Origin of the sequence: Pseudoalteromonas sp. SG43-6, assembly GCF_014164365.1 — a bacterium.
GTDB classification, from domain to species: Bacteria; Pseudomonadota; Gammaproteobacteria; order Enterobacterales; family Alteromonadaceae; genus Pseudoalteromonas; species Pseudoalteromonas rhizosphaerae.
This window is the reverse complement of sequence record NZ_JACJEZ010000014.1, coordinates 1-23,409: the sequence shown is the minus strand read 5'-3', so window position 1 is coordinate 23,409 and position 23,409 is coordinate 1. Positions and strand designations below refer to the sequence as shown.

Below are 23,409 nucleotides of genomic sequence, written 5' to 3'. Positions count from 1 at the left end.
AATCCTTTTATATTATCTTATTCAACGACGCCGAGATTCGATATTTGTTCTAAGCTGTCACTGCATTGCTGGCAATTACTTATTATTTTATCAAGTGCTGCCAATGCTTTTTCTTTTGGCATATCATTTTCTAGCACTAATTTAATCAATTCTGCATTCATCGATATACGATTCAGTGGTCCGCGTGCATCATGAATCAACTTATTGATTTTATCGTTATTAGCCATGCTACCCCTTTATTGATTACTTGAGTTTAATTTAGCTATATTCGCCAATACCACCATAGGCATTTAGACGGTTGTATAAAGTTTTAGTACTTATACCTAGCATTTGCGCTGCAAGCGTTTTATTACCTTGTACTTTATCCAACGTAGCGTGGATCAGCTCTTTTTCAACTTCTTCAATAGTTTGCCCTGCAGTCACTTGATTTGCTTGAGTTTGCTTATTCACTCGTGAAAATGGTGACTCTAAGTTATCTGGCAAAGTAATCGCTTTACCTTTTGGATCACTCATAATAAAAGCACGATGAATGCCGTGGCGCAGTTCTCGAACATTGCCTGGCCAATCATAGCTTTCAAGTAACTTTAATTGTGCAGTTTGCCATTGAAAGTCGGTATTGTTTTCTTCATTTAATTGATTTAAAAAAGCATTGGCTAATAAGGCAATATCTTCTTTTCTTTCACGCAGTGGTGGAATATCAATAGGAAATACCGCTAACCGAAAGTAGATATCTTCACGAATAACATTATTTTGCGCTAAATCTTCTAATGAACGGTTAGTCGCAGAAATCACTCGGCAATCTACCGCACTTTCTTTACTGCCACCTACTCGGGTTACTTTTTTAGTTTCTAACACGCGCAATAGATTAGGCTGCATATCTATTGGCATTTCAGTCACTTCGTCTAGAAATAATGTTCCGCCGGTTGCTTGCTCAAATACACCGTCTTTACGGGCAATAGCACCAGTAAAAGCCCCTTTCTCATGGCCAAATAATTCGCTACCAATAAGTTCTTTCGATAACGCACCGCAGTTAGTAGCCACCAAAGGTCCTGTACATGCGCTAGCATTGTGAATCGCTTGTGCGACAACTTCTTTACCAGCACCACTTTCACCCATTAACATTACGTTGGCGTTGGTGTTAGCAACGCGCTCAATCATGGTATACAAATGCTGCATTTGCGGCGATTCACCTATTAAGGTGCCAAAATGCTTTTTAATACTTGGCTCGGCTTTTTTCTTAGCCGTGGTTTTTTTAGGGTTGAGAAGGCGCTCAATATCTTCGCGCTGCAAGGGCTTAACTAGATGACCAACGTTAGGCTCACACATTTCAGCCAACTTACCTTTGACTGAAGGATGACCTGAAATAAGGGTTATTTTTGGTTTTTGACCAATACTTTTAAGGTGCTCAACCAAGTGTAAACCACTTCCATCAGGCAGCATAAAGTCTAACAATACATGGTCAAAGGTATTATTTACAAACCACTGCTCAGCCTCTGCTAAATTAGCAGCAGTATTAATGTTATGTCCTAAAAACTCTACGATATGACAAACGACATCACTAAACTCGCTATCATCATCAACTAACAGTATGTTTAACATGATAAATCCCTATGCTTATTATCATTGCCCAGCCCCACATCTTAACTGCCTTATTCTACAAAATCGATGCTTAACTGGAAATTTACGCTATCTAAATAGATTTAGATCTTTTTTGAGATATAATTTTTAAATTAAATTTTAAGGAACATTCTGATGCGCTTACTTAAAAGCACCGTTCATCCCAGTGTGAGTGCCAGCGAGCCACGTCAATTTACTCGCCTAACGAGCCGTGCTATTGCCTTAAAAGGCACTGATATTTTATTAATGTACACTGCCCGCTATGAAGATTTCAGCTTGCCTGGCGGCGGCATTGATGAAGGTGAAAGCATAGAGCAAGGATTAATCCGCGAGCTACAAGAAGAAACTGGCGCACAAAACATCAAAGTACTCGGTGAGTTTGGCCTTTATGAAGAATACCGCCCTTGGTATAAAGATGATTATGCAGTGATCCATATAAAGTCTTACTGCTATTTTTGTAGTATCGATGAGCAATTAGGGCAAGCGCAACTAGAACATTATGAGCAACAAAATGGCATGGTTGCTAAATGGGTTAATATTTATGATGCCATTGCTCATAATGAGCGAACGCTGGCAAACAGCGATAAGCAAGGGCTATCAATCATTCGCGAAACCTACTTATTAAAACAGATAGCTAAGCAACTTTAGGATCACAGCCCTGTAAAGAAGTTAATCTGCTCTGTTAGCTTCTTTCGACCAGAAGTAAAAACGCCATAATCCGACTAAATTACTGAGCAAAAACAAGCACTCCATCAATACTGCCATCGGTGAACCCACCAGTAGATTATGGCTTATCCACAATGCAGTGCCGAACACCATAAATAGTCGCAACAACATATCTCGCGGTTGGAAAGAAGCAACCGTCTGTATTAATGTTGCTAGCAATGCTAAACCACTTAACCAACCCTGCCAAGTTAATATAACAGCCACAGTGCTTAACAACATAAAACCCAACATTGCCCACTGACTACGATTAAAAATACAATAAAAATAACGAACTGCCGCTATCAACATTAATAAACTAGCACTTATTTTATCCAGCAAAAAAAAGTGTGTAGCGGTTAAAAGCACAGAGCTGAATAAGCACAGCAATATTAATTTTCGAGATTTAAATTGAAATGACGCTAAATCTAATAAAGTAGCGATAGCGACTAAGCATTGTGAAACTAAAAACATAGTGACTCCTGAAAAAAACAGCAGTCTAATTTAACCTAGCCTTGCAGCGCCTTAACTTAAGTTAAGGCGCTGACGAATTCGTGATAAAGAAATAGCAGAAATGCCGATATACATCGCCACTTCGGTTAGCGTCAATTGCGCAATCCAGTGTGGTTTTTGCGCTAATAAATAGCGATAGCGCTGCTCTGGTGTATTTAATAATAAAAAAGCCTCTTTAGCTTCTTTAAACACTAATTGTTGGGTCAATAAATGTTGTTTTAGTTGTTGCCAATCGGGCTGCTCAAATACAGCTAACGGAATGGCAATTAATCGCGCTGATTTAACCACTTGCAACTGATAAAGCCCAGGAGTATTGGTAAGCCAGTTAGCAAATAAAAGAGCAAACTCGTCCTTAAAATAATATTCTTTGCATTTTTGCCCGCCACTTTCAGTAGTGTGCAATGCAGCGAGTACGCCTTCTAAAATTAAGTAACCATACTGCTGCTTATCGCCTTGTTGTAAGATCACCTCACCGCGAGAAAATGTTTTCACTGCAAATTGCTGCTCACATTTAACAAGCAAATCATTAGCCAATGCATGATAACTATCTCCTAACGGCAACATCGCTAAATTATGCATTGGCTGGTGCTAACAGTTCAGTGATTTCAGCAGCACTAATCCCCTCTCTTGCAATGTATTTTTGCCCGCACCATAACGGCGAAAAATCACTTTTGCCTTGTGCTTCTGATTTAGATCGCAATGCACTTAGCGCAATACTGGCAAATGGGAATGCAGGAGCTTGCTGCGGCATGGCGCCAAGTTCACGCATAATGCGGTTTTCAATCCCTCGGGCAGCGCGCCCAGAAAACACCGTTGTCAGCGCCGTGCTATTCGCTGACTGCTGTAAAATAGCGTCGCGGTGCAGCGCTGAAGTAGTTGCCTCTTGAGCCAATAAGTAGGCACTTCCTACTTGCACCAACTCGGCGCCTAGCGCATACATCTGCTGTACATCTTCAGTGGTTGCAATACCACCTGCCGCAATGATGGGTACATTTAGTTCAGCCACGCATTGCTCGACTAATACTGCGGTAGATTTCTGCAAAGCCAAATCCATTGATAAAAAATGTCCTCGATGGCCACCTGCTTCTAAACCCTGCGCAATAATAGCATCAGCGCCATTTTCACTCAGCCAAATAGCTTCATCTAAAGTGGTAGCGGTTGAAATCACTTTAGTGCCCCAGCTTTTGATTTGCGCCATAATCGTTTGCTCAGGTAAACCAAAGTGAAAACTTACCACCGCGGGTTTATAAGGGGCAATAATATCAACAACCGATTGACTAATAGGTTGACGAGAAGCCCCTGCAGTTAAGCTTTCAGCATCAATACCATACTCATCAAAATAAGGCGCTAGCAAATTATGCCATTGCTGCTTTTGTTGGCTGGTGTAATCACCGACCGTATGACAAAAAAAGTTAAGGTTATAGGGATTACTGGTCGCTTGAGTCAGTTTATCAAGCTCGCTCACTAACTGTTGTTTTGAGAGCATTGCACAGGGTAATGATCCTAAACCACCTGCGTTACTCACCGCAGCAGCTAAACGAAAATCTTGCACACCCGCCATCGGCGCTTGAATAAGCGCTAAATGCGTATTAAAAAAAGATAACGCCACAACATACTCCTTGTAACTTTTTCAGCCACCAGAACTTTTTACCGATACAAAAATAATAGCTGAGTAAAAATAATAATGAAAAAATTAAAAGCTGTTTTATAGCAACAACTTAAAATAATTAAATAGTTTAGCGCAGAGTTGGCGTTAGCTTTGCACTCCTTTACTCAATATTATTTGTAAGGAGATGAAAATGACTAACACAGTAACGACAATTAATCCTGCCACTGAACAAACTATTGCAGACTATACATTGCTTAACCTAGAGCAAGCAAAAAATGAGATAGATAAAAGTCATGAGGCTTTCTTAGAGTGGCGCCATATTTCATTGACCGATCGTGCTAAGTATTTAAACAAACTTGCACATGTATTCGAGCAACAAAAAGAGTCACTAGCAACATTGATGACTCAAGAAATGGGCAAATTATACAATCAAGGTCTACAAGAAGTAGAGCTTTGTGCAGCTATATGTCGTTACAGCGCCGAACATGGCCAAACGATATTAGCGGATGAAGAACGCCCTATGGAAAACGGTCGCGCTATAATTACATATCAACCGACAGGTGTGTTACTAGGCATACAACCTTGGAACTTTCCTCTCTACCAAGTAATTCGTTATGCCGTGACTAACATTATGGCTGGTAATACGGCAGTACTTAAACATGCTAGTAACGTGTTTGGTATGGCTGAAAAAATTGAAGAAATGTTCTCCGATGCAGGTTTCCCTAGTCATGTATTTAAAAATTTACTGATTGACGGTAAAACAGCCAGCGAGCTTATTAGCCATAAAGCAATCCGTGGTGTTACCTTTACTGGCAGTGATGGCACTGGTAAAAAAGTGGCTGAGCAAGCAGGTAAACACGTGAAGAAGACTGTCCTAGAGCTTGGTAGTAACGACGCTTACTTAGTACTTGATGATGCAGATTTAGAGCTGGCAATTAAAACCTGCCTGCAAGGACGGATGATCAATAATGGTCAGACTTGTGTATCTGCAAAACGTTTTGTGGTTGTTGAAGCCTTATACGATGAGTTTAAAAAAGGCATAACAGAGCAATTTAACGCCTTAATAGTTGGCGATCCTATGGATGAAAACACCGATCTTGGCCCAATGGCACGCGAGGATTTAAGAGACAAAATTCATAAACAAGTAATGCAATCAGTTGAGGCTGGTGCGTCTATTGTGACTGGTGGCGAAATACCTAAGCGAACGGGTTATTTCTATCCAGCCACATTACTTGAGAATCTCTCTCCCGGCATGCAGGCCTATGACGATGAATTATTTGGCCCGGTCGCTTCACTAATCAAAGCCAAAGATAACGAAGATGCGATGCGCATTGCCAACGACTCTCGCTATGGTCTAGGTGGCGGCATACTTTGTAAAGATGAAAAGAAAGCCATTGAGCTTGCTAAAAAGCATTTTGATACCGGTATGGTTAACATAAATGGTTATGGGCTGGCCCAGCCAAACTTACCATTTGGTGGTGTTAAAGACAGTGGTTATGGTCGTGAGCACGGCGGTTTTGGTATGAGAGAGTTTGTTAATATTAAAGCGATTATGATTAATAGCTAACTACTCCTAATAAAAAATACTCTAAAGGGCCTTAATTGGCCCTTTTTTTTATGACTAAATAAGTTAAGTGTACAATAACTGTTATTCGCTATATTTTACTTACTTCATCATTAAAGGTAGGCACTTCTCGGCTAGAAGTATTCTCCATTTGCAATTCATTAACCGCCTTTTGAATGTCCATGTCGTCATCTAGTTGCTGGTTACTATTACCAGGTTTGTGCACTAACTCAGTTAAAAGAGCAAAATGGTCCGAGCCATATTTTTCTAGCCGTTTTATACGTTTAACAGTAAAGCCATGGCTATGGAATAAGTGGTCAAGCGGCCAGCGCATAAAGAAATACCCAGCATGAAAGGTATTAAAAAAACCTCGGCCTTTGCGTGGATCTAAAAAGTCACTGATTTCCATAAATAAACGGGTACTTCTTGACCAAGCAACGTCATTTAAATCGCCGGCAACAATTGTTGGACGTTTGTTGTTCTTTAAAGCCTTAGCAAGCAAAATAAGTTCGGTATCTCGTGGCCTAGAGGTATCTTCTTCAGTAGGACTTGGAGGAGCAGGATGAATAAAATGACCTTGTACTTCAAGACCTTCTGCAGTCTCAAATAGAACGTGAATTGAGGGAATATCGTTTTCTACAAGCTCACATACTTGTTGTTTTTTTATCTTATATTTACTGTATAAATGCATGCCGTAGCGATTATCTTTCGGGCAAAATATTTTGTATGGATAATCTTCTTCAATGGCTGCAAGTTGCTGTTGCCATTTAGTATCTGACTCAAGCGTAATAAGTAAATCTGGCTGGTGTTCATGGACTAAATCTATTAAGTCTTGGTAGCGAGTGTTCGACATCAACACATTAGCCGACATAATACGAATACTATGCCCACTGCCTGCGGGACTTTGCGCCACTTCTTTTTTAGCAAGCCAAGTATAAGGATATATCCATTTACCTTGAATAAGCAAAATTACAGTTGCCATGATTAGCGACGATACAACCAAAGGCGATAGTCCACTTAATGCAAAATAAACACCTAAAAGCAACCCAGCCAATGCAAGATAAAAAACCTGTAAACGAACAAAGTCGCAACTACGAATTAAATAATGCTGGCTGAAAGACATAGGTAAAAGTGTCACAACTAATAACACACTTAATATACTTACCAGCACAATTAGCATTCAATAACCCTTTATTAATAACGACTTAAAATTGACAAAATTTCGCGAGTATCATGCACCATATGAATGATGGTATCGTCTATTTCAATCGTAATACGACCATCACGGTCTATCGGTTTTACTACTCGACCATGGCGATGGATATCGTAATCTAATCTGTCACCTTTGTGGTACTTTTTTTGCCAACCAGGAGGCAATTGACCACCATTATCAACTTTTTTTTGTAATCCTGGCGGTAAACTCCCTTTACCTTTATTTTTGTCTTTGTCATGGTTATCATTTTTTGCAAAAGCTGCGCCGCTGCAAAGTACTAAGCCAAGCAAAGCAGTAGATAGAAGTGCTTTCATATTTTACTCCCTATTTAGTTCATTTAAAGAATAGCAATAATTCATGAACTCGTTATGAAGTAAATTAAATAACCGACATCAAGTTGTGACTTGGTAAAAATTTAGTGACGAGTAACAATAGAGAGAATCTCTCGAGTGTCATGCACTAAATGAATTAGCTGATCATCAACTTCCAGTAAAATTATCCCCTTTCGGTCATGACGCTCAACAACTCGACCACGGCGGTAAATATCTCTATCAAGGCGATCGCCACGATGATATTTTTTATACCAACCCGGCGGTAAGCCATGCCCGTAGCCTACTTTCTTGTATAAACCCGGCGGCAACTTTTTATAATCTGCTGACTTATGGTGTTTTTTATAATATTTTTTATGGTACTTTTTACTGTGCTTTTTATGCTCATGATGATGCTCATGGCGATGTTCATAACGATCATGTTCGCGCTCGTGCTTAGCATTTGCTGCAAACGGTAATAGGCTCAAACCAAGTACAGCCAAAGACAGGGGGATTAATTTATTCATAGCTACTTCCTAGCATAATCTGTGTGAATAACTAAAGCCTAACAAGTCAGCCTGAATGAAAGATGAAATGAATTGTAAACTTTGTAAAGATAGTGAGTGCTTACAGTTTTGTGTTTTAACAAACAATTAGTTAGCTATATTAAAGAAAATAAAATGCTGTAAAACAATAAATAATAAAAACTGGCTGACAGCTCACAACATATTCGTATATTATTAACTCACTGACCTTACTGGAGTTTGCGCATTAATGAATAACTAACACCTGTTGAAATTCGTTTTATTTTTTGAATTTACAGGGTTAGTGGGCGCAAAATTCGTCATATATCTTGCTATCGACTTAACGATACCTAGTTAATTTTAATTGCTTTGCGCGCCATGCCCTGAACACTCCAGAGGCATTATGCATACATTACACATCCACAATTTAAGCTATCAACACCCAGATGGCCAAACTCAATTTAAACAACTTAGTTTTTCAATAAATGAAAAGCTCACCGCGATCATTGGTGCTAATGGCAGCGGTAAATCAATATTGTTGAGTATATTGGCAAACCAACAACAACCTAGTTCGGGACATGTTGAATTTAGTGGTACTCGCGTGCTTATTTCACAGCAACAATTAAGTGAGCAGCACCTTCAAACATCGTCATCCACGATTGCACAACTATTAGGAGTTGATAAAAAGTTAGCCGCCCTTAATCGTATTGAACAAGGAAGCTGCCATGAGGCTGACTTTAACCTAATCGATGATGATTGGTTATGCGAGCAATATTACAAACAACAACTTTTAGCCCTTGCTATTGATACCTCATTAAACCAGCCAATTAAGCATTTAAGCGGCGGTCAACAGCGGCGTTTGATGCTATTTTGCGCGTTGCAAACAAAGCCTGATTTACTGATTTTAGATGAGCCAAGTAACCATTTAGACCAATCAGCAAAGCAATGGCTAATTGACCAATTACATGCGTTTAAAGGGCAAGTAATTGTAGTAAGTCATGACCGCCAATTACTTAATCAATGCGATGCTATTATTGAGCTTAGCAGTCAAGGTGTTCATTATGAAACGGGGAATTATGAGCATTTCAATGAGCAAAAAACACGACAACAAACTTCGCTTACAAAGCAAATTAATAATCTTGACAAGGAGCGACAAAAACACCTTCAGCAAACCCAGCTTAATCGTGAAAAAGCCCAACAAAGAGCAGCACAAGGTAATAAAAAACGTAACACCACCAGCCAACCAAAAGTGATGTTAGACTTTAAGAAAAACAGTGCCCAAGCAAGTAAAGGCGCTTCTGAACGGCTAGCCTCTGTCAAACGCGAAGCCCTAACCGAAAAACGCCAAACACTTCAACAGCAGTTACCAAATAGTAAAGCTAAAACAGTAAAGTTTACGCAACCGACTAGCAATAAACGCCTACTATTTATTGAAAAACTTACTTTGCCATTTTCAAGCGCTAATAAAGCAATCACCCTGCAAATTTTTAGTGGTGATAAGTTACACCTAAAAGGATCCAATGGCAGCGGTAAGTCAACATTACTCCGGATGATTAATGACTCGGCAAATTCACCAGTATCAACAGCGCTTCAATTAAATAGTAAAGTGCTTTATATAGATCAACACAGCTCTTTTTTAGGAGCAACAGACACTTTATGCAATGCATTAGAAAAACACTGTCAGCTAAAACAACAAACAGTACGCCATTTGCTTGCGAATATTGGCTTTAAGGGAGAGAATATTTATCGGCCAATTAGCCAATTAAGCGGCGGCGAGAAAATGCAATTAGCCATGCTTATAGCGGCGCAAAATGCGCAGCACTCTTTATTGTTACTCGATGAACCCGATAACCACTTGGACTTGGCTAACAAGCAACATCTTGCGCAAAATCTGGCTGATTTTACTGGCAGCTTTATATTGGTGAGCCACGATGAGGAGTTTATTAAGCAATCTAATGTACTAACTAACATTATCTTAAAATAGCACAGCGAGAACTTTTTCATCGTTTCAGGTTCAAACTCATCGGATCACTTAATTATAAAAAGGAATAATATGAAAACTCTACAATTGGTTTTGGTGATTGTAATTACTTCGTTAGCTGGCTGCAGTAGTATGCTCAGCCAAAATACGAATCAAAAAACTCGCTCAAGTAGTCTCGTGGATTTTCTATACCCTGATGAACAAAGCCGTCAGGCTCATCAACCAAGCATACCAACGCTTAACTTACCCGCAACTGTAGGTATCGCATTTATTCCTAACCAATATGACTCTGGCATTCGCAGTAACGACGAAATTGCCTTGCTTGAGAAAGTAAAAAAACAGTTTATGCAATATGACTACATTGATCGTATTGAAGTTATTCCTAGTAGTTATTTAAAAGGAGGTCAAGGATTTACCACTCTTGAGCAAGTATCTAGATTATATGACGTTGATATTATTGCGCTGGTATCATATGACCAAGTATCACAAACTCTCGAAAATAATGCTGCATTCTTATATTTAACAATTGTGGGGTTATACGTTATTCCTGGCAACGAAAACACCGTACAAACTTTTGTTGATACAGCTGTTTTCGATGTGAAAAGTAGAAAAATGCTGTTTCGAGCTCCGGGAGTTAACAAAGTAGAGCAACGCAGTACAGCCGTCGGTATTGATGAAACCTTAAACGAGCAGTCGCAAGGCAGTTTTAACTTAGCTGTTGATGACATGATCACAAACTTAGATGCTGAACTTGGTTCATTTAAAACCCGTGTCAAAGAAGACAAAATAGCCAATGTTAATTATAAAGACGGCAGCAGTGGTGGCAGTTTATATTTCTTATTAATGTTACTCACTGCTATGTTAATTTTAAAACAACACGATCAAATAACTAAACAGCTCTACATTAAACTAACAAGCGTTTATCGCTAAAGCTTTAGAATTCCTAAAAAAGGTTATATCCTGCCCTTTTGAAATATTTTAGATAAAGGGCTTTCATGCTTTCTCGATTATTATGTCTGGCGCTGATCACACCTACAGCCTTTAATTCTTTCGCCGCGCAAAACGACATTGAACGCATTACCACTACAGCATCTCGTGCTGAGGTACGCGCCGCTCCTCTACCTTTAGTAATAAGCAGTATCACTAAAGCGCAGTTAGATTTAATCGCACCGACCCATATCGAGCAAGTATTAAAGCAAGTTGCAGGTGCCAATGTACAACATGGTAACGGTCAAGAATATTTGCCCGCACTGCGCTCTCCGGTGCTTTCTGGCGCTGGCGCCTGTGGCGGTATTTTAACAGCCGAAGATGGCATCCCCCTGCGTGCGGCAGGCTTTTGCAATATTAACGAATTGTTTGAAGCGCACACCGAAATGGCGCAACGTATTGAAGTTTTAAAAGGCCCAGGCTCTGCCCTTTACGGCTCAAATGCTGTGCATGGCGTAATTAATGTGATCACCCCTGATACCACTTATGATGAACATTTGCTCGGCGTTGATTTAGGCTCTTACGGTTACAACCGGTTCAAACTGCGCAGCGGAAAAGATTTAGGCAATCAAGGATTTGGTATTAATGCCAGTATCACTCGCGATACCGGATACCGTGATGACGAAAGCGTAGACCAAGAAAAGCTCAATCTGCGCCATCGCTATACAAGTGATGATCTATCCGTCACTACAGGATTGAGCTATACCCACTTAGATCAAAAAACTGCCGGATTTATTGAAGGCTTTGAAAGCTATAAAAACGATGAAATAGCCCAGCAAAACTTTGATCCTGATGCATTTAGAAAAGCCCGCTCATTTCGGCTTTGGTCAAAAACACAATGGCAAACAGCAAAAGATACGCTAACCATTACCCCGTATGTGCGCAATCAAAGTATGACCTTCTTTAAGCATTTTTTACCGGGCACACCGCTTGAAGAAAACAGCCAAAATGGCGTTGGCGTGCAATCACTTTGGCAGCATGCGTATTCAAACGAATTAACTGTTAATTTAGGGCTAGACAGCGAATACACCCGTGCAGATTTTTTGCAATATCAAGACGAGCCAACTCAAGGTTCAGCATTTTTAGTAGCAACTGTGCCACAAGGTAAGCATTACGATTACGATGTAACCAGCACCCTACTCGCCCCTTTTATTAGCCTTGATTGGCAATGGCAACAACTCGCTATCAGTTTAGGCGCACGCTTTGAGCAGCTTGATTACGACTACACCAATAATATGCTGGCTGGTCGCACTGACGAGAATGGCAGCGAATGTGGATTTGGCGGTTGTCGTTACTCGCGCCCGCCAAGTAGTAAGAATACCTTTACAAATACATCGCCTAAACTTGGCTTGAGTTATCAATTAAGTGCTGATAATTATTTATATGCAAACCTATCTCGCGGTTACCGTGCGCCGCAAGCGGCTGAACTTTATCAGCTACAGCGCGAACAACAAGTGGCTGATCTCGAATCTGAAACAGCAGACAATCTAGAAGTGGGCCTCAAAGGGCAATATCAACAACTGCATTATGTATTCTCAGCGTATGCGATGAATAAACAAAACGTGATTTTTCGCGACAGCGACTTTTTTACCATTAATGATGGGCAAACTCAGCACCGTGGTATTGAACTGGAGCTGGATTATCAACTTACTCAGTCGATTCAACTTGCCCTAGCAGCAAGCCATGCAATACACACATACGACTATGACCAAGTTTTATCTGAAGTAAACATTAACGGTAACGACATAGACACAGCACCGCGTAATATCGCCAACCTACAAGCTAACTGGCAAGTCACCAATAACACCTTAATTGCTATTGAGTGGCATCATGTCAGTGACTATTTCACCGATCCTGAAAACCAACACAGTTACGCAGGCCATGACTTACTAAATTTACGCGCAGCATGGCAACTGACTGAACAATTGAAACTAACCGCGCGCATTAACAATCTATTTGATACCGCCTATGCAGAGCGTGCCGATTACACCAGCTTTACTGGCGACCGTTATTTTCCTGGGCGACCACGTAATATAATGTTCTCAGCAAGTTACGCTTGGTAAATATTGAATTAAGTGATTTCTGCTATTACTCAAACTTTTTCTTTTTATCATGTCGATATGATTTTGAATTGTAAGTTGCAGTCATCACTTTATCAACTCCAGCTAAAATCGACTCTTTTAAACCACTTAAGAGCAAGACTTCTTGTGACCTTGAAACATACTCTATAACCCCTTGAGCTAACGATTCAACAATCTCTTGCGCATTCCTAATTACGATATGACCTTGATTAGCCAGCTTAATTAAGTGATCACAGTCTGGAAACTCTTTGCTCTTACAAATATTAAGTGCCATTTTATTATTGATGGTTGGATAAATTAATGTATGAGTAATATCAAAAGGTGGAGAAACAAAAATATTGCTCATATCTGGCGTGTACTGCAGCGCAAAATTTTTAAGATGGGCGTCACCGTTACCAATTAAACAACTGAAAACGATGTACTTATACATTTTTTCAACTTCGAGCATATTATTCGTGTACAAATAGGTTGCTTTCAGTAGGGTTTCGTAACTTCCCCGATATTTTTCATCGGGATCTGAAGAGCGCTTCATCAAAGTTGTAAAGTCTTCATAACCTAGCAACTGAGTGCCACTTTCACCACGATCAAAGCGTTCAATCACAAATGTTTCAAGGTTATCAGATAAATACGTATTTGGCGGTGCTAGACCGCAATATTTAGCTGCTTGCATGCACACATATTCATTAACAGTAAGCAGCTCAAACTCTTCATCAAATGATTTTACGATCAGATCTTTTTGATGAACTGTTCGCTCAACACTTGGAATACTTACTTTGGGTTGCATTCCTGACAAGGTATTCCTGAGATAGTATTTTTCTAATAACTGCGGAAATAAAGGCTGTGCATGCGAATACGTAAGAATATCGTTAAGTGACACGCTATCAACTTGCGGTAATTTAAAGTCACCTTGGTAAGATAACATGCCAATACCATCACTTCCTTGCAAAGCTAATAAGTACATGTCGTTAACTTTGGCGTAACGAGCAAGCCTTTGTGCAATGTATCTACGGTTATGCCCTTCAGGCAAATTTTGCGCAAAAATAGGATGCAATGCACCAGATCGATAACTATCATCCATGCCTTTTTCAGTCATAGTTAATGATAGATTAAACTCATTTTGCGTTTGCTTATAATCGTGTATTGCATCATGAGTTAGCACACCCAGCTCTTTGTCATCTATACACACTGTCAACTTTTGTACTTTTTCAGGTAGGTTAAAAGCCATCACTAGCTATCCTCACTAAAAAGATCGTTTAATTCATCCCAACGAGGTAACCGTGATTTAGACAAAGTTCTTGGTACTACAGCTAGCTCATAATCTAAATAATGAGTATAACGCTCAAGGATATCCAATGATCCTGTAAATTTACCGTTTTCAATTTCAGATAGTGTGCTTTTATTAATGTTCGTCAATTTTTGCACTTCTCGTTGTGTTAGTTGTTTTTCTTTTCGCGCCTGAGCAAGCGCTTTTCCTATTTCTATTCTATTCATCGCAGCCACCAGAAACTCGCCATATAGCGAACATGGTAGTATAAAACAAAAAATATAGCTATATAGCGAACATAACTAGATTACCTTTTACTGTAATAGCTGTTTATACTGCTCAGTTAAGTGCACCTTGAGTTCTGGGTGCGCTACTAATAACTCAGCAAGCTGAGCTTTAGCGGCGGTTGTTTCACCATCAGCAATAAGTGTATCTATACGTTTAAATTTATTTGCTACCTCTGCGGTGATAATTTCAAGCTCTAATAATACTTCGCTTTTAGCGGTCATGCTTTGCGACTCAAATTGCCGTCCTGCCATGTAAGATTGTGTACTGCGTTGAAGCCTTTGAGTTTGCTTTAATTGCTCTAGCTGCTTTTGTTCTAGCACTTCGCTTTGCATCATTTCAGACAAGGCTGCAGGTGCTAAAGCAGTCTGTTCATCGGCTAAAATTTGTAGATCATTCATTGCCTCTGACGGCTTAAGATACTGAGTAGTATTTTGCATATATAAAACCGCGACTAACACCAGTGATGCCGCAGTAGATAATTGCCCATACCAAGTTTGGTAAAAGCGTTTGCGCTTATTAATATTGGTTACTTTGTTAGCATTAGCGGCTTCAGCTGCATGTTGTAATATTTGCTCATCAAGTTGTAAGCTTGGTTGCTCCGTTGCACCTCGTTTATAAAGTGAAGCAATATCATGATCGGTTAACTTATCGCTCATTGTTAGTCTCCATTTTATACTTGATACATTGCTTTAGCTTGGCTAGCGCGTAACGGATGCGGCTTTTGATATTTTCAGTTGTTTCTACCGCTAGTTCGGCAATTTCTTTGAGGGTAAAATCAGCTTCGTGTTTAAGTAAAAACGCCTCTTTTTGCTCACGTGGCAATTGTGCTAGGCACACTTTTAACTGCGCTGCTTGCTGAGCCTGCTCGAGCTTTTCAGCATCTGGTCGACTGTTATGATCAGCAAATTCGGCAATTTCAATGTCTTGATTATCACCGTCTAGCCATTTGTTTTGCGTACCAGTGCGGCGGTAATGATCAATCAATTCATTGTGCGCAATACGATACAACCAAGTGGTAAACTTAGCGCTCACTTGATACTGTGAGCGCGCTTTTATCAGCTTATTCCAGACTTCTTGATAAAGCTCTTCAGCCACTTGCGGGTTTGCGCACTGGCGTAAAAAATAACGATATAAGCTATTTTTATGGCGTAGGTACAGCTGGGTAAAAGCCTGTACATCACCTTGTCCATAACTCAACATTAATTGCTCATCAGCTAGTTCTGTCATAACATCCTTTACTTAAATCATACCAATCGTGTTAAGTTATTAGTCATTTATAGCGACATATAAATAGAGTGATAACAAGGCATAAACTTTGACATATAGTTGTTCTATTTGAGAAATTTATAACACAGTTAGCGCTTTATTTAGCGCGCTAGAATGACTAAATATTTAAGTTGATTGGTATCACAGTGCCGCAGCATTATTAACGAGTTGCACAAACTCACTACGATAGCCAAATGTGTCTATGCCTTTGTTAGCGGTTGCCAATTTAGCGCAATCTTCATACTGCCAGTCTCCGATATATTTTGCACCTTTTAATAACTGCGCAAAACCAGCCACTGCGGCGGCAAATTTAAAGTCTTGGCTGGCTTGCGATAAAGGCAGTTCACCTTTAGGTGTTGCAACAGCTTGAGTGATCAACTTACTTTGCTCAGCGTCAGGCTGTTTATAACGCACTTTTACAAAGGCGAGTTCATTGCTGGTAGCCAGTTTTTTGTCTTCTTTAGATTGGTAACGCAGCTCATAAATTTGTTTATGAGCTGCGTTGGCTAAGGTTATTTCATACAGCGCAGTCACGCTATGCCCTGCCCCTAACTCTGCGGCATCGACCTTATCGTTATTAAAATCTTCATTAGCGAGTACGCGATTTTGATAACCAATTAAACGATATTCAGCCACCTGCTGTGGATTGAATTCCACTTGAATTTTTACGTCTTTGGCAATAATTTGCATGGTACTGCTGAGTTCATCGACCAGTACTTTGCGTGCTTCGTTTATGTTATCTATGTAAGCATGCTGGCCGTTACCTATATTTGCCAGTTGCTCCATTAGGCCATCATTATAATTACCTTGGCCAAATCCCAAAGTAGTTAAGGCAATCCCCGTCTTGCGCTTAGATGCCACCAGCTCTTTGAGTTTATCGATTGATTGGGTGCCCACATTAAAGTCGCCATCAGTGGCTAAAATCACCCGATTAATACCTCCTTTTTTAAAATTTTCGGCCGCAATTTGATAAGCCAGTTCAATACCTTGCTCGCCATTAGTTGAGCCGCCTGCTGCCAGTTTATCTAACGCGGCGCTGATAGTTTGTTGCTCATTGCCTTTCGTTGCTGGCAAAACCATGCCTGCGGCACCGGCATACACGACAATTGCAACTGAATCATTTTCATCTAACTGTTTAGTTAACATGGTTAAACTGGTTTTTAATAAGGGTAACTTATTTGGTGCATTCATAGAGCCAGATACATCCAGTAAAAACACTAAATTCGCCGCTTTTAAATCGGCTTTTTCAATCTCAAAACCTTTAATGCCAATTTTTAATAGTTGCCGATGCTCATTCCAAGGAGCTGTTGCCATCTCGGTATGAACATTAAAAGGTGTAGCTATGCTATTGGGTGCACTGTAACCGTAGTCAAAATAATTAATAAAAGCTTCTTCACGTACTGCGTCATTAGGTGGTAATTTCCCCATATTGAGCATACGCCGAGTATTGCTGTAACTGCCCGTATCAACATCAATTGAAAAGGTTGAAACCGGTTCAGTACCAACTTGTTTTACTGGGTTTTGCTGGGATTTTAAATAATTTTCACGATCTTGCTCTGACTCAAATGCCATGTCATCAATAGGGGCTGGCGGCATTAGCTGTAGCTGTAATCCTGGGCGATGCATAGCAACACTTTCATGTACCATTCCTTGCGGCATTGCTGCAAAACTTATGGCATTTTTACTCTGCCTTTTTTGCACTTGTAACTCTAATTGCTGTTCATCGTTTTGTTTGCTTTGCGCCGCGTTGTTTGCTTGGCTTTGTTGTTCATCAATCTCACGTGGCGCACTTTGCTCACAGCCAGTTAAACCAACTATAACCGCAAGGCTCAGCACAGTTAAACGCAAATTAATTGATTGGGTGTTACTAATTTTGTTATTCATAAAATCACCTTGTTGTCTATCAAATGAGGTTCACTAAGGCTATTAACGGATGACTTTAAAAAGTGGGGTTAATTATTTTTTAATGAGCATCTATTCGTCCCATTTAATATCTACGTTACGAGTGCTGAGTTATAATTGCGCTCCCTCTTTCTTATTGATGATTTTAGTTTTGAACTCGACTGCCATTAAAAGAACTGCTTTTTCTTCTGCTATTTTAATTTTAGGCATTATCTTTATTGCCGCTAACTTACGCGCACCGGTTACAGGGATTGCTCCTGTGCTTGAGCAAATAATTTTGACCTTTAACTTAAGCCCTTCGCAAGCCGGTATGCTCACAACACTGCCGTTAATTGCCTTTGCTTTAGCCAGCCCGATGGCGGCAAGTCTTGCTAAAAAACAAGGCTTAGAAATATCACTGTTTATTGCGCTTATTCTGATTGGTTTGGGCTTGGCTTCGCGGCTAATTGACTCTATGCCAATGCTTTACTTAGGTACAGCAGTCATTGGCATCGGTATCGCAATTGGTAACGTACTGTTACCGAGCTTAATTAAACGCGACTTCCCGCATAAAGTGGCAGTGATGACCTCTACTTACGTACTAGCGATGGGAATTTTTGGTGGTAGTTATGCCGCGCTTATTATTCCGCTGGCTGAATATAAAAGTATCGGCTGGCAATTAGCCCTTGCTTGTTATGGCTTACTTACCCTAGTGAGTATTGTTATTTGGCTACCACAGTTAAAACTTCATACTAAGCCAACAAAAGATCTACTGGCGAGTGTCAACACCAACAAAGTATGGCACGAGGCGCTTGCGTGGCAGATTACCTTACTGCTGGGATTAAATTCATTTTTTACCTATATTATGATTAGTTGGTTGCCGAGCATTTTGCTTGAAGGTGGCCATACAGCTCAGCATGCGGGTGCGCTACAAGGTGCCTTTCAAGTAGCGTCTGCAGTGCCTGGCATTATCTTAATACCACTGCTGGCAAAGCTTAAAGATCAACGTATTTTAACCAGCTTGTTAGCACTAATAGCCGCAACATGCTCACTTGGGCTGCTCTATTTACCTGAGTTTGCCTCTTTGTGGGCAGTCACCTTAGGATTTTGCTCAGGCGCCTGCTTTATTTTAGGTTTATCGTTTATTAGCTTACGTACTCATGACACCCGTCAGGCTACATCACTTTCAGGCATGGCACAGTGCTTGGGCTATTTACTTGCCGCCTCTGGGCCGATTATCGCAGGCTCATTACATAGCTACTTTGGCAATTGGACAACCACCTTATGGTTATGTGCTTTTGCGAGTGCATTGTGCGCCGTATTTGGTTATTTAGGTGGACGTAATATCACCATGAGAAGTGACAGCAATACCTAACTACATGCCTAAATAAATGCATTGCTTAAACGCAATGCATTTATATCTTTAAGAGGAGGACGACCAAAAAATCGGGTGTACTCTCGGCTAAATTGTGAGGCGCTTTCATAGCCCACTTGCAAAGCAGCCGTATTCGCATCAAGGCGCTGATTCAGCATTAATTGCCTCGCCTCTTGTAAACGTAAATTCTTGATATATTGCAAAGGGCTGAGTTTAGTCACTTCTCGAAAGTGCTGGCGAAACGTTGATTCACTCATATGCGCCTCAGCAGCTAAGTCAACTATCGAAAAATCATCTTTATAATTTTGTTTTAACCAATATAAAATTTTAGCTATTTTTTGACTAGCGGATCCTGCGGTTACTATTTGCCTTAATTGATAACTATGTGGGCTTTGTAATAACCGAAAAACAATCTCCTCTTGGATTAAAGGGGCTAGTTGCAAAAGCAGCTTAGGCTCGTTTAATAATTTAATCAGCCTATTTATAGCATCTAAAAGACCCTCATCAGCATCGACTACCGACATAGCGCATTGACGAGCTACACAATCTTGAGATGAAAAATCCATATTAGCAACTGCTTGACCTAAAACTTTACTGTCGATACATAAGTGCAACCCTAAAAAAGGGCGTTGTATAGACGCTGAAGTAATATGGCTTACAACTGGCACATCAACAGAGGCAACTAATGTTTGTCCTTCTGCATAATCATAAATATCTTCGCCCAAGGTAACACGCTTGCCACCTTGCACAGTTATGCCTAAACCAAGCCCATAAACACATGGCATAGGCTCAGACACATTGCTGCGACGTACTAATTTAAGCGCATCTATCTGAGTGTTAAAAATACCATCGTGTGTAGCAATTGCTAACACGGATTCGGTTAAGGTCTGTTTACTAGTCATCGCGTTTTAATTTGATCTCATCATACTTTAATCAAAGCTTAGCACTAAGCACACTCATAAATATTAAAAACAATCACGATCTGTTGTTTTAGGCAAAAAACACATTGGTTTTAACAAACACATTTAGCCATTATCAGTAATAATAAATATTCGCTCAGGCATATTAATGCGCTGACAGGTTATCACTATAAAAACCCAAATAATTCACTTCTCTACGCACTATTTTAAACAGCAAATTAAGCAGCCTAAGGTAAAGCTTACCTACTGCGATATTTTTGCTTTTTAACAATTTAATTTTTAAAGAGACATTATGCTTAAAGTAAATAACCACACAAAATACCCGTTTGTTGCAGCTATTGCCGCACTTGCAGCAATGGGGGAGTTATATCGTCTAAAAAACTTGTTGAACGAAGCCTTAGATAAAGGACATACCATTGATGAGCTTAATAGTGCATTTTCTTATATGGTTACCTACATTGGTGTCCCTCGGTCGTTAAATAGCCTAAACGTGCTAAAACAAATATGTTTGCAAAGACAGCCAAATCGTACAGCATTGGTTGAGCAAGAAATTGAACACCTATCCACGACTAAAATAAACAGCGCCCAAAGCAGGCTTTCTCATCACTGTTACTTGGCAATAAAGCTGGGGGCATTGGCAGTGGAAGATAATTTTCAAGCTCTGCTTCAAGCCCATTTAGTTACATGTCTTGATTCGCAATTTGAAGCAGCACACATAAATGCCGTGATCAATTCACTGGCTATTAAAGCAGATATAAACGTAGCAATGCGCGCTAATTTATCTTTTGCAAAATTGTTAGAGCGCGCATAGTAGTAATATACATTACGAAATTAGACGCTTAAGGCACAGTATCAAAGCCAGTTATAGTGTTTAGCTCTTTTAACCAAGATGGGCTTGAACGACACCAAATTTGTGCTTTAGGAATAAGTTGCTCACGCTGCTCAATAGCCCCAATACGTAGGCCATAAATTTTATCGCCATCACCGACTGACGTTGCATACAAAGAGGTGCCGCAATTACCACAAAATCCCTGTGCACGCTTATTACCACTTTCGGCTGTTTTTATATATTCTTTCGGCGCAGCTGCAGTAAACGTAACCGCGTTAGGATGTGATATAACCACAGTGCGAAATGGGGAACTTGCGATAATTTGGCAATCAGTACAATGACAATTTATTACTTTATTTTCATCAACTTCAGCATGGTAAGTAACCTCACCACAATGACAACGTCCGGTAATTTGCATTTAAGATCCCTACATAGAATTTTAACTAACTAAAGTGGTATCACTTTACGCCAACTTCCCTTGTATTTTCAACAAACGTTTAGGTCATTAACGGTTTTTATACTGGGTTTTACAGTGGCTGCGCATAATAGCGGGATTGCGTAATTTTAAATGTTTTGTTGTACGGCCAGCATGGCGCTTGCGCCAGACTTTAAACGAACCCGATGAGATATTGTCGCGCATAAAACTAACTAACTGGGAATGATTTAAACCATAAAGGTTTTCAATGGCTTCAAATGGCGTGCGATCTTCCCATGCCATCTCGATAATTCTAGACACTTGGCTACTATCAAACATAACAGACTCTTCTACAAAATATCTTTATACCCGACATAGCAAGAATACGATCAATCTGTAACTTCAACTCGCCATGATGGATTCAGCCGATTACACCCCGCCCAATAAAGTTTAATTTTATTGCCTGATGGGTCTTTTAACACCGCTTCTCGCCATAAATAACGCTGCACGGTGATCACTGATTCAAACTCAAAGCCCTTAGCTTTTAAGGAGGCGACCCACTTTTCTAGTTCTGCGCTTTCAAAATATATAACCGCACCATTACTAAACACATCATCAGTTAATAATAAAGAAAATGTAGCTTTATTAGGGCACTCAAAGCGTGAGTAATGATCCGTTTTTACAATTTGTGTAAAGCCCATGGCCAGGTAAAATTGATTTGCTTTTTCGATGTCACAGACAGGTAAAGTGATTTGATTAAGGTTCATAGTCGTTACCTAAATATTGAGTTAGATAACGACTTTAAAACCTTAACTTAACTTGAGGTCAATTAGTAATTTGTATCTTGATATTAAGAAGCTTGATAGCGATTTGCTTGTTTGATGCTAGCAAAATCGTTAAAGCGAACACCGTGTTTTTTCATTACCTCAAGTACTTTCTTGCTGATCATTTGGCGTAAATAAAACGGTTGATTCGGCACAAAATGGTGGATCGTATGGGTATGGCCAAAGTTAAAACAAAACAAGTTAAACGGTGCGAACAAGCGACTCGTTAAAACATGCGTTTGCTCCAGCATGTTATTAACGCCGCCATAGTAATGCATTGATGAAGTCACAAAATTTAATGAACTTGAACGCACAATATTAGGCACAATCAACACCACCATTAAAAACTCAAACACCGCCATAATGTCCAGCAACAACGCCGGCGAATTAGCCGCAAGTGGGGTAAATAAATCAACTAAATGGAACACAATTACGCTATATAAAATAGCAAAGTACGCTGTGGTAACCGGAAACCCTGCGTTAAATACCTTAAAAAAGCTAAACCCTTTGATTTCCTTACTAAAACGTTTAGCGTTAATCAACAAGCCGAGTAAGCCATCAACAATTACCAACGCCCGTAACAATGGCTTTTTAATGCCATTACCCACTAAGCGCTCTTCTAAGTCTTGCTCAGTACCCGACACTTTATGATGATGTAAATGCATTTTACGGCGATACCATGGGCTAATAGTATTTGGGCGCATTAGCCACACTGTTAGCATCATAAAGTTATGTAGAAAAGGCTGGTTACTAAAATACTGTTTATGGATCAGGTCGTGTTCAAGCTCGTGGGAAATTGACGCAGCAATAGCAGCTAAAATAATACATAACCACGCGGGGATAATAGCAAAGTAATAAAGCGCACCAACCCCAATTAACGCACTGAGTGATAATAATAAAATAGCCATCCCGATAGTATTTTGATGGGCTAATAACGGGTGCTTTTGACGAAGCTTAGCTTCTTCAGCTTTAATAGCCTTAACAATGGCTTGAATATTTTCCTTAGCACTTAACGTGGTCATAAATAGCAACTGATAATCAAAGTTGCGCAAATGATACCCGAATAAATAAAAAGCTGCTAGAGCAACGAGCAACGAGCAAAGAGAAACGAATATCGGCCAACGTGATAAGGGAAACTTATATAGAACAAATTGGATATGACAAAGTAAGTAAAGTAATGAATACCTGAAAAACAGAATATATAATTACAAACAATAAAAAGTGAAATTGAGTGTCAATAAATTCACA

General features: G+C 39.9%; 25 protein-coding genes. 7 read left to right on the top strand and 18 right to left on the bottom strand.

The genetic code is table 11. From position 1 onward, the window contains the following. Window positions 1-17: 17 nt before the first annotated feature. On the bottom strand, window positions 18-227 hold the full coding sequence (locus tag H5201_RS07975; RefSeq protein ID WP_145241196.1) for a histidine kinase: 210 nt from the start codon (window positions 225-227) through the stop codon (window positions 18-20). Between the two features lie 31 nt (window positions 228-258). Next, complete coding sequence (locus tag H5201_RS07970) at window positions 259-1,599, bottom strand: sigma-54 dependent transcriptional regulator (RefSeq protein WP_145241198.1); 1,341 nt, start codon at window positions 1,597-1,599, stop codon at window positions 259-261. A 153-nt stretch (window positions 1,600-1,752) separates the two neighbouring features. Between H5201_RS07970 and H5201_RS07965 the strand changes: the two genes are divergently transcribed. Next, entirely contained in the window at window positions 1,753-2,265 is a 513-nt protein-coding gene (locus H5201_RS07965; protein WP_182784164.1) for an NUDIX hydrolase, read from the top strand. A 21-nt stretch (window positions 2,266-2,286) separates the two neighbouring features. On the opposite strand, the gene H5201_RS07960 is transcribed toward H5201_RS07965, so the two are convergent. Genes H5201_RS07960 through H5201_RS07950 form a run of 3 tightly spaced genes read right to left on the bottom strand, consistent with a single transcriptional unit; the run spans window position 2,287 to window position 4,441 of the window. Further along, the gene (locus H5201_RS07960) at window positions 2,287-2,793 is read right to left on the bottom strand and encodes a YgjV family protein (protein ID WP_182784162.1); all 507 of its coding nucleotides are present in this window, start codon (window positions 2,791-2,793) and stop codon (window positions 2,287-2,289) included. 51 nt (window positions 2,794-2,844) lie between these two features. Next, a complete protein-coding gene (locus H5201_RS07955; RefSeq protein WP_149981224.1) occupies window positions 2,845-3,411 on the bottom strand; it encodes a Crp/Fnr family transcriptional regulator in 567 nt (188 codons plus the stop codon). Further along, complete coding sequence (locus H5201_RS07950) at window positions 3,404-4,441, bottom strand: nitronate monooxygenase family protein (protein WP_182784160.1); 1,038 nt, start codon at window positions 4,439-4,441, stop codon at window positions 3,404-3,406. The genes H5201_RS07955 and H5201_RS07950 overlap by 8 nt, the downstream gene beginning before the upstream one ends. Before the next feature lie 190 nt (window positions 4,442-4,631). Here H5201_RS07950 and H5201_RS07945 point away from each other — a divergent pair, with 190 nt between their 5' ends. Then, window positions 4,632-6,008: an NAD-dependent succinate-semialdehyde dehydrogenase gene (locus tag H5201_RS07945; protein WP_182784158.1), complete on the top strand. Its 1,377-nt coding sequence runs from the start codon at window positions 4,632-4,634 to the stop codon at window positions 6,006-6,008. 88 nt (window positions 6,009-6,096) lie between these two features. Here H5201_RS07945 and H5201_RS07940 read toward each other — a convergent pair whose 3' ends face one another. From H5201_RS07940 to H5201_RS07930, 3 genes are all read right to left on the bottom strand, one after another. Continuing rightward, window positions 6,097-7,185 (bottom strand): endonuclease/exonuclease/phosphatase family protein, encoded by a 1,089-nt coding sequence (locus H5201_RS07940; protein WP_182718292.1) that lies wholly within the window; start codon window positions 7,183-7,185, stop codon window positions 6,097-6,099. Window positions 7,186-7,199: 14 nt separating this feature from the next. Then, window positions 7,200-7,532 (bottom strand): hypothetical protein, encoded by a 333-nt coding sequence (locus H5201_RS07935; RefSeq protein WP_182739792.1) that lies wholly within the window; start codon window positions 7,530-7,532, stop codon window positions 7,200-7,202. Window positions 7,533-7,633: 101 nt separating this feature from the next. Further along, a complete protein-coding gene (locus tag H5201_RS07930) occupies window positions 7,634-8,053 on the bottom strand; it encodes a hypothetical protein (RefSeq protein ID WP_145241209.1) in 420 nt (139 codons plus the stop codon). Between the two features lie 400 nt (window positions 8,054-8,453). Here H5201_RS07930 and H5201_RS07925 point away from each other — a divergent pair, with 400 nt between their 5' ends. The 3 genes from H5201_RS07925 (at window position 8,454) to H5201_RS07915 (ending at window position 13,081) form a co-directional block, all read left to right on the top strand. Next, window positions 8,454-10,034 (top strand): ATP-binding cassette domain-containing protein, encoded by a 1,581-nt coding sequence (locus tag H5201_RS07925; RefSeq protein ID WP_182761530.1) that lies wholly within the window; start codon window positions 8,454-8,456, stop codon window positions 10,032-10,034. Window positions 10,035-10,103: 69 nt separating this feature from the next. After that, on the top strand, window positions 10,104-10,961 hold the full coding sequence (gene rhlP / locus H5201_RS07920; protein WP_182784156.1) for a rhombotarget lipoprotein: 858 nt from the start codon (window positions 10,104-10,106) through the stop codon (window positions 10,959-10,961). A gap of 65 nt (window positions 10,962-11,026) precedes the next feature. Beyond that, complete coding sequence (locus tag H5201_RS07915; protein WP_182784154.1) at window positions 11,027-13,081, top strand: TonB-dependent receptor; 2,055 nt, start codon at window positions 11,027-11,029, stop codon at window positions 13,079-13,081. 25 nt (window positions 13,082-13,106) lie between these two features. Here H5201_RS07915 and H5201_RS07910 read toward each other — a convergent pair whose 3' ends face one another. The 5 genes from H5201_RS07910 to H5201_RS07890 all read right to left on the bottom strand — a co-directional run bounded on the left by H5201_RS07910 (window position 13,107) and on the right by H5201_RS07890 (window position 17,801). Then, window positions 13,107-14,324 carry a type II toxin-antitoxin system HipA family toxin gene (locus H5201_RS07910; RefSeq protein ID WP_182739796.1) on the bottom strand — a complete coding sequence of 406 codons (1,218 nt, stop codon included), beginning with the start codon at window positions 14,322-14,324 and terminating at the stop codon, window positions 13,107-13,109. A 2-nt stretch (window positions 14,325-14,326) separates the two neighbouring features. Next, window positions 14,327-14,590, bottom strand: a complete 264-nt coding sequence (locus tag H5201_RS07905) for a helix-turn-helix domain-containing protein (RefSeq protein WP_145241219.1) — start codon at window positions 14,588-14,590, stop codon at window positions 14,327-14,329. A gap of 87 nt (window positions 14,591-14,677) precedes the next feature. After that, complete coding sequence (locus H5201_RS07900; protein WP_182784152.1) at window positions 14,678-15,307, bottom strand: hypothetical protein; 630 nt, start codon at window positions 15,305-15,307, stop codon at window positions 14,678-14,680. Beyond that, window positions 15,297-15,878, bottom strand: coding sequence for a sigma-70 family RNA polymerase sigma factor (locus H5201_RS07895; RefSeq protein ID WP_145241223.1), 582 nt, complete (start codon window positions 15,876-15,878; stop codon window positions 15,297-15,299). The genes H5201_RS07900 and H5201_RS07895 overlap by 11 nt, the downstream gene beginning before the upstream one ends. A 180-nt stretch (window positions 15,879-16,058) precedes the next feature. Continuing rightward, entirely contained in the window at window positions 16,059-17,801 is a 1,743-nt protein-coding gene (locus H5201_RS07890; RefSeq protein ID WP_182784150.1) for a VWA domain-containing protein, read from the bottom strand. Between the two features lie 157 nt (window positions 17,802-17,958). Between H5201_RS07890 and H5201_RS07885 the strand changes: the two genes are divergently transcribed. Next, on the top strand, window positions 17,959-19,173 hold the full coding sequence (locus tag H5201_RS07885; RefSeq protein ID WP_182739805.1) for an MFS transporter: 1,215 nt from the start codon (window positions 17,959-17,961) through the stop codon (window positions 19,171-19,173). A gap of 8 nt (window positions 19,174-19,181) precedes the next feature. Here H5201_RS07885 and H5201_RS07880 read toward each other — a convergent pair whose 3' ends face one another. Continuing rightward, a complete protein-coding gene (locus tag H5201_RS07880; RefSeq protein WP_145241227.1) occupies window positions 19,182-20,075 on the bottom strand; it encodes an AraC family transcriptional regulator in 894 nt (297 codons plus the stop codon). A 310-nt stretch (window positions 20,076-20,385) separates the two neighbouring features. On the opposite strand from H5201_RS07880, the gene H5201_RS07875 reads away from it, so the two are divergent. After that, on the top strand, window positions 20,386-20,904 hold the full coding sequence (locus H5201_RS07875) for a carboxymuconolactone decarboxylase family protein (RefSeq protein ID WP_182718284.1): 519 nt from the start codon (window positions 20,386-20,388) through the stop codon (window positions 20,902-20,904). Between the two features lie 28 nt (window positions 20,905-20,932). Here H5201_RS07875 and H5201_RS07870 read toward each other — a convergent pair whose 3' ends face one another. The 4 genes from H5201_RS07870 to H5201_RS07855 form a co-directional block, all read right to left on the bottom strand. Then, complete coding sequence (locus H5201_RS07870) at window positions 20,933-21,340, bottom strand: GFA family protein (protein WP_182718283.1); 408 nt, start codon at window positions 21,338-21,340, stop codon at window positions 20,933-20,935. A gap of 87 nt (window positions 21,341-21,427) precedes the next feature. Then, the gene (locus H5201_RS07865) at window positions 21,428-21,676 is read right to left on the bottom strand and encodes a TIGR03643 family protein (RefSeq protein WP_145241233.1); all 249 of its coding nucleotides are present in this window, start codon (window positions 21,674-21,676) and stop codon (window positions 21,428-21,430) included. A gap of 50 nt (window positions 21,677-21,726) precedes the next feature. Then, entirely contained in the window at window positions 21,727-22,104 is a 378-nt protein-coding gene (locus H5201_RS07860; RefSeq protein WP_182718282.1) for a VOC family protein, read from the bottom strand. A gap of 83 nt (window positions 22,105-22,187) precedes the next feature. After that, window positions 22,188-23,183 (bottom strand): fatty acid desaturase, encoded by a 996-nt coding sequence (locus H5201_RS07855; protein WP_149981415.1) that lies wholly within the window; start codon window positions 23,181-23,183, stop codon window positions 22,188-22,190. Window positions 23,184-23,409: the final 226 nt, after the last annotated feature.

Coding starts and splice junctions, on each gene's coding strand:
- H5201_RS07925 (WP_182761530.1), top strand. CDS start 8,454: ATGCATACATTACACATCCACAATTTAAGCTATCAACACCCAGATGGC.
- H5201_RS07875 (WP_182718284.1), top strand. CDS start 20,386: ATGCTTAAAGTAAATAACCACACAAAATACCCGTTTGTTGCAGCTATT.
- H5201_RS07885 (WP_182739805.1), top strand. CDS start 17,959: ATGATTTTAGTTTTGAACTCGACTGCCATTAAAAGAACTGCTTTTTCT.
- H5201_RS07860 (WP_182718282.1), bottom strand. CDS start 22,104: ATGAACCTTAATCAAATCACTTTACCTGTCTGTGACATCGAAAAAGCA.
- H5201_RS07880 (WP_145241227.1), bottom strand. CDS start 20,075: ATGACTAGTAAACAGACCTTAACCGAATCCGTGTTAGCAATTGCTACA.
- H5201_RS07865 (WP_145241233.1), bottom strand. CDS start 21,676: ATGTTTGATAGTAGCCAAGTGTCTAGAATTATCGAGATGGCATGGGAA.
- H5201_RS07870 (WP_182718283.1), bottom strand. CDS start 21,340: ATGCAAATTACCGGACGTTGTCATTGTGGTGAGGTTACTTACCATGCT.
- rhlP (WP_182784156.1), top strand. CDS start 10,104: ATGAAAACTCTACAATTGGTTTTGGTGATTGTAATTACTTCGTTAGCT.
- H5201_RS07915 (WP_182784154.1), top strand. CDS start 11,027: ATGCTTTCTCGATTATTATGTCTGGCGCTGATCACACCTACAGCCTTT.
- H5201_RS07935 (WP_182739792.1), bottom strand. CDS start 7,532: ATGAAAGCACTTCTATCTACTGCTTTGCTTGGCTTAGTACTTTGCAGC.
- H5201_RS07960 (WP_182784162.1), bottom strand. CDS start 2,793: ATGTTTTTAGTTTCACAATGCTTAGTCGCTATCGCTACTTTATTAGAT.
- H5201_RS07900 (WP_182784152.1), bottom strand. CDS start 15,307: ATGAGCGATAAGTTAACCGATCATGATATTGCTTCACTTTATAAACGA.
- H5201_RS07910 (WP_182739796.1), bottom strand. CDS start 14,324: ATGGCTTTTAACCTACCTGAAAAAGTACAAAAGTTGACAGTGTGTATA.
- H5201_RS07945 (WP_182784158.1), top strand. CDS start 4,632: ATGACTAACACAGTAACGACAATTAATCCTGCCACTGAACAAACTATT.
- H5201_RS07930 (WP_145241209.1), bottom strand. CDS start 8,053: ATGAATAAATTAATCCCCCTGTCTTTGGCTGTACTTGGTTTGAGCCTA.
- H5201_RS07955 (WP_149981224.1), bottom strand. CDS start 3,411: ATGCATAATTTAGCGATGTTGCCGTTAGGAGATAGTTATCATGCATTG.
- H5201_RS07970 (WP_145241198.1), bottom strand. CDS start 1,599: ATGTTAAACATACTGTTAGTTGATGATGATAGCGAGTTTAGTGATGTC.
- H5201_RS07890 (WP_182784150.1), bottom strand. CDS start 17,801: ATGAATAACAAAATTAGTAACACCCAATCAATTAATTTGCGTTTAACT.
- H5201_RS07940 (WP_182718292.1), bottom strand. CDS start 7,185: ATGCTAATTGTGCTGGTAAGTATATTAAGTGTGTTATTAGTTGTGACA.
- H5201_RS07965 (WP_182784164.1), top strand. CDS start 1,753: ATGCGCTTACTTAAAAGCACCGTTCATCCCAGTGTGAGTGCCAGCGAG.
- H5201_RS07855 (WP_149981415.1), bottom strand. CDS start 23,183: ATGACCACGTTAAGTGCTAAGGAAAATATTCAAGCCATTGTTAAGGCT.
- H5201_RS07905 (WP_145241219.1), bottom strand. CDS start 14,590: ATGAATAGAATAGAAATAGGAAAAGCGCTTGCTCAGGCGCGAAAAGAA.
- H5201_RS07975 (WP_145241196.1), bottom strand. CDS start 227: ATGGCTAATAACGATAAAATCAATAAGTTGATTCATGATGCACGCGGA.
- H5201_RS07895 (WP_145241223.1), bottom strand. CDS start 15,878: ATGACAGAACTAGCTGATGAGCAATTAATGTTGAGTTATGGACAAGGT.